The organism is Rhizobium sp. BK376 (genome assembly GCF_004341625.1).
GTDB lineage: Bacteria > Pseudomonadota > Alphaproteobacteria > Rhizobiales > Rhizobiaceae > Rhizobium.
The window spans coordinates 1-9,360 of record NZ_SLZG01000061.1 but is presented as its reverse complement, the minus strand read 5'-3'; the positions used below and the strand labels follow the sequence as shown (position 1 = coordinate 9,360).

Annotated in this window: 6 protein-coding genes and 2 pseudogenes; 4 read left to right on the top strand and 4 right to left on the bottom strand. The window is 55.3% G+C overall.

The window, feature by feature from the left end:
* Positions 1-180: 180 nt before the first annotated feature.
* Positions 181-870: a hypothetical protein gene (locus tag EV561_RS36160; protein WP_207910670.1), complete on the top strand. Its 690-nt coding sequence runs from the start codon at positions 181-183 to the stop codon at positions 868-870.
* A 225-nt stretch (positions 871-1,095) separates the two neighbouring features.
* Here EV561_RS36160 and EV561_RS36155 read toward each other — a convergent pair whose 3' ends face one another.
* From EV561_RS36155 to istA, 3 genes and pseudogenes are all read right to left on the bottom strand, one after another.
* On the bottom strand, positions 1,096-1,392 hold the full coding sequence (locus tag EV561_RS36155) for a hypothetical protein (protein WP_207910669.1): 297 nt from the start codon (positions 1,390-1,392) through the stop codon (positions 1,096-1,098).
* A 298-nt stretch (positions 1,393-1,690) separates the two neighbouring features.
* Positions 1,691-1,966: pseudogene (locus tag EV561_RS36150) on the bottom strand (3-keto-5-aminohexanoate cleavage protein); the annotation flags it as partial.
* Between the two features lie 242 nt (positions 1,967-2,208).
* Positions 2,209-3,655 (bottom strand): annotated as a pseudogene (gene istA / locus EV561_RS36145) (IS21 family transposase).
* 1,460 nt (positions 3,656-5,115) lie between these two features.
* Between istA and EV561_RS36140 the strand changes: the two are divergent.
* From EV561_RS36140 to EV561_RS36130, 3 genes are all read left to right on the top strand, one after another.
* The gene (locus EV561_RS36140; RefSeq protein ID WP_165928051.1) at positions 5,116-6,276 is read left to right on the top strand and encodes an acyltransferase; all 1,161 of its coding nucleotides are present in this window, start codon (positions 5,116-5,118) and stop codon (positions 6,274-6,276) included.
* Positions 6,277-6,428: 152 nt separating this feature from the next.
* Positions 6,429-7,763 carry a UDP-glucose/GDP-mannose dehydrogenase family protein gene (locus EV561_RS36135; RefSeq protein WP_132528655.1) on the top strand — a complete coding sequence of 445 codons (1,335 nt, stop codon included), beginning with the start codon at positions 6,429-6,431 and terminating at the stop codon, positions 7,761-7,763.
* Between the two features lie 2 nt (positions 7,764-7,765).
* Positions 7,766-8,770 (top strand): NAD-dependent epimerase, encoded by a 1,005-nt coding sequence (locus EV561_RS36130; RefSeq protein ID WP_132528654.1) that lies wholly within the window; start codon positions 7,766-7,768, stop codon positions 8,768-8,770.
* A 314-nt stretch (positions 8,771-9,084) separates the two neighbouring features.
* Here the strand turns inward: EV561_RS36130 and EV561_RS36125 are convergent.
* Positions 9,085-9,360 (bottom strand): transposase (locus EV561_RS36125; RefSeq protein ID WP_207910668.1); only part of this gene is annotated, 276 nt, incomplete at its 5' end.

Sequence of the window (9,360 nt, the reverse complement as noted above, 5' to 3'; positions counted from 1 at the left end):
TTTTGACCGAGCCGGATCTCGTCGACAAATGTGCTGGTATCATCCTCAACAAGGTCGATACCGAAAAGATGAAGCTGTACCGGACCTATGGCTCAAGTGAATATTACTACTCGCGATACACGTCATACTACCACGAGGCATAGGACCAAGCAGCATAGCCATCGTCGTTATAGTGTCTCTTTGGTCGCCTTCGGAATTGCTTGCGTCGTTTTTCTGGCGATGGGCGCGCTGCAGCTGAAGCAGACGGCCCATTTTGGCAGCCTGTTCCCGTTGGCACAGAAACTGCAAGCGGGTGAGCTTGTTTCAGCCGATGTGCTGAATAGGTACGTCAGGCTCGCCGACAACGTGACTTCCGGAGAATATTGCCGCTCGGATATTGTTCTCGCCGGCGCGACGGTCATTCTTGCTGATCTCGATCGCCAGAATCAAAGTCAGGACTATGACGCATGGGCAGACGCCATGTCCCGCGGCGATCGCTATTTCGTGCATGCCATTTCGTGCACGCCGACCAATGGAAACTATTGGCTTCGTCTCGCCTTGATCCGGCGGGCGGTGGCCGAGCGACCGGCCGAGCTCGCTGCCTTCATGCGCGAATCCGTCCTCATGGCGCCAGCCGACCAGGATATCATCCTAGCGCGTTTCGCCTTCTGGAATCAGGCCAGTGCTGCCACGCTGGAAGCTGCCAAAATCTCTGTTGAAAGTGATATCAAGATCGTCCTCGAGAATGGCAACGCGTTTCAGATCGTGCCCGCGATCAAAAACGTTGGGAGCAATCTCGCCCCGTATTTTCGCGAGGTCGCTCAATCGGTGTCCGCAGACAAGATTGCCATATTTAAAAAGGCTGGGCTTGATGCCTCAGCTTTGCCCTAAGGCCGAACTGCGGGCCTGATTGGCTGATTGCGCGCTACGAAACGGGTCTTCTTCCAATGGCGATGGAAGCGACAGGCGCCATCAGTGCAGCGAAGAAGACCTGCCGCAGCTTCTTGCGGCTCTTCAGACCTTCCCAAAGAAAAAACACCAGAGCTATAAGGCCAAAAAGAAGGGCGATTGGAAAAATGACGCCGAGATTTAGTGCCCCTTCGAGATCGCACGATCTCACACCCCCCAGATGCCGCAGCCCGGATCCCGGTAGGCGGGAAATATCCATTGAAATGTCCCGAAACCGGTGCCGACCAAATAGTGATCGGATAAAGCGCGAAAGATGCCGGGCAAAATGCAGAATCGTCCATCGTCCGAACCGCGCACCTGTGCGCGCAGAAGGACCTGACCGCCCAGAACGAGAAAGACTGCCAGGATGACGATGCTGGCAATCGCCCAGCGGACGGGGTTGCGGCGGCCGAGCGTATTGCTGCCGAGATCGGTCTTACGCTCATTGCTCCAGTTCATGGCCATATAGGGAGCAAGAAACAGCAGCGCGATGAATGTGCAAGCAATTCCGGCGCGGGATTTCGTCAGCAGAAGCGCTGCATGTTGAGTTCTGCGAGATTTTGACCCCGATTGCCACTTTGTGCTAACCCGCCTGAACAGATGCAATGCCTTGAAAAGATCGACGGTTCAAATTTTTGGTTGGGTCACAGGCCAAACGCAAAACTGGGTTAAATTCACGAAAATCAACAACCTCAAATCAAAACGAGCAACAGGTGGTATTTGAATTTTCGTATCTGGATGAGCGCTGGTGACCAAGTGCGGATCAGTCAGCAGACGTTCCACGGAAAATCTTGACGGCGTCCGCCACAAGGGCAGCGTTATCGGTGGCGATCGTCCCATCCTTGAGGTGTTTGCCGTCTTCTATACCGGCCCGGGTGGACCAGCGACGTTGGCGTGCAAGTTCGACGAAGGGCCACACAGTAGCGTCAACCCCATGCAGGAGAATGGGGCGCCGCAGGCCAGCACGATCAAGCACGGCGGCAATGTCATCCGCGACCTTACGTGCTACGCCCAGAGCCTGGTCGTCGATTTCTTATAGCGCGGCAATCTAAGTGAGATTCGTATTGCCTCCTGGGAGAATGCTCCCGTACGGATAGTATATTGCCTCACCAGAATGCTCCCTACGCCCTGCTGAGCTTTGGTAGTTGTTCGTCTTCGCCAGGCTCGATTCCGAATATCATTGTATGTGCGCGATCGCGACGCCAGCCTTTCACCCGTCGTTGCACCGTACGGATTAGTCCATTATGGCGAGCCGTGCTTCGTCGATCACGTGGGCGTTCTTCATGCGGCTCCTCCCGTCCCGATCAGGGCCTCATAACCGTTGAGCGATGCGAGTTGCACATGAACGGTCGGCAGCTTGGCTGGGTCCGGACCGAAGAGCGTTCGCATGGCGACCAGATCCTGTAAATCGCCGGCGTCCAGGGTCCTGGCCAATTCTTCGGCAAGTTCGCGTTCGCAACCGCGGTCATGCGCCAATGCCAGAAGCTCAACGGTGATCTTGCAAGCCTGCTTATCGGGAAGATGTTCGGTCAGGGCTTCGAAGGCCTTGCGATATTCCTGACGCGGGAAGAGCTTGTCGCGATAAACGAGGCCGCGGAGCGCCATCGGCTTTTTGCGCAGGGAATGGATGACGTGGTGGTAGTTGACGACCTGATCGTGCCGCCCGTCGGGGTGGCCGCGTCCTCGGCGCAACGTCATCAGATGCGTACCGCCGACAAAGACATCCAGCCGATCGTCGAACAGGCGAACTCGTAACCTGTGGCCGATCAGGCGGGATGGCACGGTGTAGAAGACCTTGCGCAAGGTGAAGCCGCCCGTCCGGGACACCGTGACGACAATCTCTTCGAAGTCCGTGGTCCGGCGCTCGGGCAGCGCCTGCAGATGAGATCGTTCTGCATCAATGCGCTTGCCATGGGCAGCGTTGCGACGGCTGACGATCTCGTCGACAAAGGCGCGGTAAGAACTGAGGAGGTCGTCGAATTCCTTGGTCCCCCGCATCAGAAGGGCATCATGAACAGCGTTCTTGAGATGGCCATGGGAGCTTTCGATCGAGCCGTTCTCATGCGCGACGCCTTTGTTGTTGCGCGTCGGCGTCATTCGATAATGGGAGCAAAGCTGATCGTATCGCATCCGCGTCGAGGTTGCGGAATGCCGCCGACAGGCTGTCGCTCCGATGATAGAGCGGCGTACCGCCCACGGACCACAGGGCATTTTGAAGCCCTTCAGCCAGCGCGACAAAGCTTTCGCCGCCGAGAATGACATGAGCGTGTTCGAAGCCCGACCAGACAAGCCGGAAGTGATAGAACAGGTGATCAAGCGGCTGGCCGGCGATGGTCACACCAAGACCGCTGGCGTCGGTAAAATCCGAAAGGCCCAGCCGGCCTGGCTCGTGCATCTGGCGGAAGATGACCTCCTGCGCTTCGCCATGGACAGCACGCCACGACCGGATGCGTCGTTCAAGCGTGCGGCGGATACCTTCAGAGAGTTCTGGATGTTGGCGCAGCATCTCGTTGTAGACCGCGACGGCACGGATGCCGGGTGCGGCCTTCAGCAGCGGGACTACTTCAGTCTCGAATATCGGCTCTAAGGGATCAGGGCGGCGGCGTCCGCGCGGCGCTTTGCTCTGAGATGGCAGTTGTACCTCCTTGTCGAGGCGGTATGCCGTGGCTCGGCTGATCGACGCTTTTGACGCGGCGACCTCTACGGAATGCGTTTGTCGGTACTTCATGAAGAGTCTAAAATTGAAACGAGAAAACAGCGCGGCAAACTGGCACTTTTCTCCGCTTTTATGATTCCTTAGAACTCCAGGTCGCCCCTTCGCGGGGGCGTGGGTCGAAACGGTGAAGCTCTTAACCAGCTCTTCCATTCCGCGCGGTCGCCCCTCGCGCGGGGCGTGGATTGTAATATCAACTGCTGCATCGTGACCTTGTTGCGGAAGTCTCGCCCCCTCCGGGGGCCGAGACCGGATCAAGCAACCTCGGCGCACGAAGAAGTTGGCCACAAACCACTTTGACGGAAACTCAAGACCTGCGGAGATGCGCTATTTGGGGATCGACGAACTGGTGATTGATTTTCGACCAATGCAGCGTCGAAATGCCGCCCCGCTTTCACTCACTGTCGAGGCAACAACCTCCGCAGGCGGGATGGCTCTTTATAGACGCGCTCGGAGACGAGCGGACCATAAACGTCGGCAATCGCCAATAGCCGGCCGAGCAAGGATTTTCGGTGCAGGACAGACCCCGCGGATAGCCCGAGAATCCCACTTCTCGTGGCGGCTGGGCAATCTTTTTGTCCACTGTTAGGAAAGCGCTAGCTTCGGTACCCAAAACCATCAAGAAAACGAATGGGAACTTGACCACCACCGCCGCCGCGGAACATATCTAAGAGGCGGGTCACCTCCCGATGGAAGCGCAGGGTCACTTCTCAGTCGAAAGCAACACATATGCGTATATTGCTAATCTTTTCCATGGTTTTGACGCTGACGGCTGTGTCGGCTCACGCAGATGAGGTCAGCATTAAAAACGCAGGGATGTCCCCCATATACAAACTATATGCCTGGCCCGATGACCTCATGCCGCGGTCCACAAACTTATTGAGTATTCTGCTGTCGCCGGGAGAAACGCAGATCGTTACGGTTGATAATGCCTGGAACGATTGTTCATTCATGTTTGAGATCGACCTCAATGATCCCTCGATCCCGCCGAAGCGCGTTAAGAGAAAACTAGCGCCGATATTCACAGTGCAGAATATCTGCTCGACACCCCCTCGGGTGATCGATTTAAACAATTAACTGACATTTTTGTTTGCGGAATTAGGTTGTAACTGCCACCAGATCCGAATTCCCGGCATCGGAGCGCCTGTCACGCAATCAGCCGCTTGAACTACCAAACATCCAGCGCCTCAGCTAATCGAAGCCATTCCAGCGATCCTGATTTCATCTGGGCTTCCGTCTGGGATATCGCTTTTTTTGAGATCGACCAGCAGAAAACCATCAACCTCATGGACTGCTGGCAATCGACGGCGAAGCCAGTCTTTATAGGCGACTGTCTCCGTACTCGATCCATCAGATCGGCGCAGTATCGCTGTGAGCTTTCTGCATCAAAACTAACTCGACCCAACCAGCCCTTGGTTGCTTTGCGTAGCGAGCTGTGACAACTATGGAAAAGTTTCAGATAGGAGCTAATTTTGTTGACTATCTTTATCGTTGCTGCGGCGTTTTTCATTCCGCTAAGTTTAGTGGCAGGATATTGTGCAATATTTAATCTAAGGCTATCGAGTGGGCAACGGGAGGCGACTATCGATGGAGCACGAGGGTTTCTTGCTCTTGGTGTTGTCGTCCATCACTTTTCCATTCACGCTTCTCGCGTAACTAGCGGTCTTTGGCAGGAGCCGAGCAATGTATTTTTCCGAAATCTAGGTCCCCTATCAGTCACCATATTCTTTATGATCACAGCTTATCTTTTCTACGGGAAAATTATGCTAAAGCAGGGGAACCTTGATTGGATATCCCTGTATTTTGGTCGTTTGCTGAGGCTCACTCCCATGTATATGATAGCTGTTTTGCTCGTGATATTCACTGCATTTAGCTTCACAGGCTTCCATTTAAATGTCCCCTTTGTTTCAGTTGTTTCATCATTAATTGCATGGACATCATTTACGATATTCGGCTCGCCTGACATCAACGGATTTTCCAACACCGATTTGATAATCGCAAAAATTACCTGGACTCTGCGATACGAATGGCTATTTTATTTAATTTTACCTGTGCTTGCGCTACTTGTTACGCTTATCAAATCCAAGATATTAAGAATATTTATTATTGTTGCATTAATTTTTCTTGGAATGTCTTTCCCAGACGCAAGGGTTTCCTGGTTAAAACTAACGTACGCAGTACCATTCGCTTTGGGTATGATCGTCTACGAATTCTCTGAATACAGCAACTGGCGGCGTTTTTGTGCCGAACCATTCGGCTCGTTGCTTGCTTCGTTTTTACTGGTCATGAATTTATCCGTACCGGTCAGGACCTATGGCGCATTACAGTTTGTTGAAATAGCTCTGTTGTTTCTTTTGATCGTGGGCGGCGCAAGCTTTTGGGGTCTGCTCAAATGGCACGCTACGAGAGTGCTTGGTGAGGCCACCTATGGGATATATTTACTGCACGCTATTTTTCTTTTTTGGCTTTTTTCAGCCGCTCCTGCTATTGGGGTAATGACATGGACTTTGCCAGTTATGACAGCGCTGGTCACAACGGTCTCATTGATTGGATTTTTCACTATAGAAAGACCTATAATGCAACTTGGCAGGCGGAGACCAATAGATAAGACTTTGGCAGTGGACGCAACATCATAGTGTCTATCAGTCAGCCTTTTCGCGGATGACTGGCATTCCGGTTTTAATTGCAAACCTCTTCCGAATTCGACCTCATGCACGCCTTTCGAAGATTATTTGACATAGTTAAAGTATTGCTGAGTTCTATTTTCGGAATAACTTAGGAAATTTTCATGCACATCACGATGATTGGTTCGGGTTATGTCGGTCTGGTATCCGGGGTCTGCTTTGCGGATTTCGGTCATGACGTGATCTGCGTCGACAAGGACGAAGGCAAGATCGATGCGCTGAAGCGCGGAGAGATCCCGATCTTCGAACCGGGCCTCGAGCATCTGGTGGCCGACAACGTCCGCGCCGGGCGCCTGTCCTTCTCGACCGATGTGAGGGAAAGCGTGGCTGCGAGCGATGTGGTCTTCATCGCCGTCGGCACGCCATCGCGCCGCGGCGACGGCCATGCCGACCTGTCCTACGTCTATGCCGCCGCCCGCGAGATCGCCGAGCATGTCAAAGGCTTCACCGTCATCGTCACCAAGTCGACCGTCCCTGTGGGCACCGGCGACGAGGTCGAGCGCATCATCCGCGAGACCAACCCTGATGCCGACGTCGCCGTCGTCTCCAATCCGGAATTCCTGCGCGAAGGAGCCGCCATTGAGGACTTCAAGCGCCCTGACCGCATCGTAATCGGCCTCAACGACGATCGCGCCCGCCCTGTGATGACCGAAGTCTACCGACCGCTCTACCTCAACCAGGCGCCGCTGCTCTTCACCGAACGCCGCACCTCGGAGTTGATCAAGTACGCCGCCAACGCCTTCCTCGCCATGAAGATCACCTTCATCAACGAGATGGCAGATCTTTGCGAAAAAGTCGGCGCCAACGTCCAGGAAGTGTCGCGCGGCATCGGCCTCGACGGCCGCATCGGCTCGAAATTCCTGCATGCCGGCCCCGGCTATGGCGGCTCGTGCTTTCCGAAGGACACGCTCGCGCTGGCGAAGACTGCCCAGGACTATGACAGCCCCGTGCGCCTGATCGAGACGACGATCTCGATCAACGACGCCAGAAAGCGCGCAATGGGACGCAAGGTGATCGCAGCACTCGGCGGCGAAGTCCGCGGCAAGACGATCGCCGTGCTTGGCCTCACCTTCAAGCCGAACACCGACGACATGCGCGACAGCCCGGCGATCTCCATCATCCAGACGCTGCAGGATGCGGGGGCGACAGTCATCGGCTACGACCCTGAGGGCATGGAGAATGCCCGCAAGGTGATCGACGGCATCGCCTATGCCGAAGATGCCTATGGCGCTGCCAAGGGCGCGGATGCAGTCGTTATCGTCACCGAATGGAACCAGTTCCGCGCGCTGGACTTTGCGCGATTGAAGTCGATCATGAAGGCGCCGCTGCTCGTCGACCTCAGGAACATCTATCGTCGCGACGAAATCGCCAAGCATGGCTTCACCTACACATCCGTCGGCAGGCCGGCGATGGATCTTGCGGCAACTTCGGAAGGCTGATCATGCGCTATCTCATCACCGGCACCGCCGGCTTCATCGGCTTCCATCTCGCCAAGCGCCTGTTGGACGAAGGCCATTTCGTCGTCGGCTTCGACGGCATGACGCCCTATTACGACGTGAGGCTGAAGGAGAAGCGCGTAGCCATCCTGTCCCGCTCGAACGGTTTCAAGGCCGTGACGGGCCTGCTGGAAGACAAGGGCGCACTGGAAAAGGCAGCCGAACTGGCCGAACCGGAAGTGATCGTCCACCTCGCCGCCCAGGCGGGCGTTCGCTACAGCCTTGAGAACCCGAAATCCTACGTGGATTCGAACGTGACCGGCTCGTTCAACGTGCTGGAACTGGCAAGGGCGCTGAAGCCGAAGCACTTGCTGCTCGCCTCGACCTCGTCAGTCTACGGCGCGAACGAAAAGATCCCCTTTGCCGAAAGCGACAAGGCCGACGAGCAGATGACGATCTACGCGGCGACGAAGAAGAGCATGGAGTTGATGGCGCACAGCTACGCCCATCTCTTCGACATCCCGACGACCGCCTTCCGCTTCTTCACGGTCTACGGACCCTGGGGCCGCCCCGACATGGCGCTCTTCAAGTTCGTCGACGCCATGAAGCATGATCGGCCGATCGAGATCTACGGCGAAGGCAAAATGAGCCGCGACTTCACCTATATCGACGATCTCGTCGAAGGCATCGTGCGGCTGATCGGTGTCGTGCCGTCGGAGGAAAACCGGATCGTCTCCGACACGGTGATCGACACCTTGTCGAAGAACGCCCCCTTCCGCGTCGTCAACATCGGCGGCGGCCAGCCGGTCGAACTGATGCATTTCGTGGAAACGATCGAAGCGACGCTTGGAAAGCCGGCGATCCGCCACATGCTGCCGATGCAACCCGGCGACGTGCACCGCACCTATGCCGTCCCGGATCTGCTGGTCGCGCTGACAGGCTTCAAGCCGAAGATCGAGGTCGAGGAAGGCGTTCGCCGCTTCGTCGAATGGTATCTGGAAAACTATTGAACCGATCGAGTCTGACCACATAGGATCGCTGTCCAAGCGAAATTTAGCAACCTCAGCAGCTTCATCGGGGTAGGGGGCTAACGACTGCTCTCAGTCAAGTAGACCAGTAGACCTTGCGTAAGGGTTGGTTGGCTTCGATTCCTCTGCAGCAACCGGATAGGCCGTTGGCTGGCATGACGGTAGTGTGTGCGAGAATATCAACAAGCCAAACCGATTGATCGATATCCTTGAACTTGACGGCTCCCAACAAAGTGGGTCCACTTGTTGAACCGTCAGGTTTCTGTACCCATTGGATTAATACCAGCGCTCATTGATTAGAACTCATGCGCCCATTTTCGGTAACCGATGGACATGATGCGCCAGGGCTGGCTCTGAAGCTTTCGCCAAGCATCGCAGCAATGATCGACGATGTCGTCGTAGGATTTGAAGACCCGGTTTGAGAGCCAGTTCTCACGCATGAACTGCCAGAGGTTTTCGACTGGGTTCAGCTCTGGGGACTTCGGCGGGAGTGGTAGGATGGTAATGTTTTCGGGCACGACGAGATTGTTGGACATGTGCCAGCCAGCCTGATCCATGATGAGGATGGCATG